Below are 1,755 nucleotides of genomic sequence, written 5' to 3' on the forward strand. Positions count from 1 at the left end.
CTTTTGGTTTAAAACGGCACGGTGACCGAGCTCCACATCCGAGTTCTCACGAGCGAACCATCTAAGTCTTTGCCCGTCTCAATGTTGGCAGCTGGGTTTGTTCCGATGCGTCTGGCCCAAATCAGCTTGAGGGCAATCCCGTCTTCACTTTGCCAAGCCAAGGAAAAGCCGTTGCCTTTGAGGGTGTACTTGTTGAGCGCGGTGACGTCTTGCTGGTTCAGTGCTGGGTAAAGCGTGACATTACCAATGTCATAGAAAGTCGCGGCCATCAAGCGTGGTTGAAGTTGCCAACGCAACTCAATATTTCCCATCACCCCATTGCCACCCCCCGCCTCACTGCTGGGGTAAGCTCGAACGCCCGAACTTCCACCGAGGTAAAACTTTTCGGATGAGTCGAGGTTCTTTGCACCACGCGAGCGTTGGCCGGATAGCGAACCATACACAGACCATTCAGAAGCTAACACTTGTTGGCGGCTCAATGCGTAACGAATTTTGCGATAAGCACCCGCAGTTTGCGTGGTCACAGCAACTTCAGGTGCGTTCGGTGAGCCGTCAAGGTTCATGAATCCATTAACGAAGGTCAGGTTGGCTGTATTGGACCCACCGCCACCCCAACCATCGAAACTATTGCCATAAAAACTCAAGGATTTAGGTCGGCTTGAATAGTCGCTTTTGACCTGTCCTTCACTGAAGTTTTTGAAGTGCTTTTCATCGATCGCAAAACTGGCGTACATGTTTTGAGAGCGTGACCGTATCAGCGGGTAGCTGGCCTCAATACCCGTGGTGTCGGAGGTGCCTGTGGGGGCCACGGTTTCTTGAAACTGTAAAACTCGGTAGGAGAGGTGCGATGTATTGGCCCCAATTTTTAAACCATCGGTACCGATTGGCACTGTCCAACCCACACGCGTGTAACGGCTGGCTTTGGTCTCTGTCCATGTGTTGCTGATTTGATCGCCATCACCGAAGACGCTGTTGAAATTGACGTTCATGACCAAGCGATTCACACCGGTCCCTCGTGATCCCGTGTTGTCTGTGATGACGGTTCCTTCGAAGCCAGGTTTTGCTGTGGCTTTGAGAACCAAGTCTGTTTCGCTTTCTTGTTCTCCTTCTTTCAAGTTGCCGTTCACATAAACACCGGAAATGTCGTCGGCAATCAACAAAGCGCGGTCAATGGCTGGGGAGTTCAAATACGCGCCGCTCGCCTGTTGTGATTGAACGATGCGTTTGAGTGTTTCAGGCGTGGCGGGTTTGGGAATCTCTCCATCGAACCGAATTTCGCCAAATCGGGCTTGAACAATTTCAATCTTGACCACACCATCCAGCACATCCTGTTCCGGCAGATAGGCTCGCACAACCCAGCCCGCCTCTCTGAAGACCTCAGCCAACTCGCTCACCAAGGTTTCTATCTCGCTGAAGGTCAATTCTTGCCCTTGATAGCGATTCAGCAAAGGTTGAAGTTGGGCCTGATCGAGCAAGGTGTTGCCATTGACTTCAAAACGCTGGACCAATATTTTTAAGCCAGTACGGGGCGGGTTGGCCATCGGCTTGGGTAACAACGGCGCCCTCTGACGCGGCAAGTTGAAGTTTTGTGTGCGATCAATTTGCTGCTGCAACGCGCCTGCATCAACCTCTGCGGCTTGTGAGGCACAAGGGGCAAGCAGCATCAACACCAACCAGCTGATTCGAGAAAGCGCTTGGGGTGGTCGGCTGTGTAATTCGTTCAAAGAAACGTTCATGGCGGTATTTGAAAATTGA

1 protein-coding gene is annotated in these 1,755 nt (G+C 51.7%); it reads right to left on the bottom strand.

Translation table 11 applies throughout. The features are described from left to right. Positions 1–8 precede the first annotated feature (8 nt). The gene (locus B9Z42_RS15785) at positions 9–1,736 is read right to left on the bottom strand and encodes a ShlB/FhaC/HecB family hemolysin secretion/activation protein (protein WP_100134381.1); all 1,728 of its coding nucleotides are present in this window, start codon (positions 1,734–1,736) and stop codon (positions 9–11) included. Positions 1,737–1,755 lie beyond the last annotated feature (19 nt).

Source organism: Limnohabitans sp. B9-3 (assembly GCF_002778325.1).
GTDB classification, from domain to species: Bacteria; Pseudomonadota; Gammaproteobacteria; order Burkholderiales; family Burkholderiaceae_C; genus Limnohabitans; species Limnohabitans kasalickyi.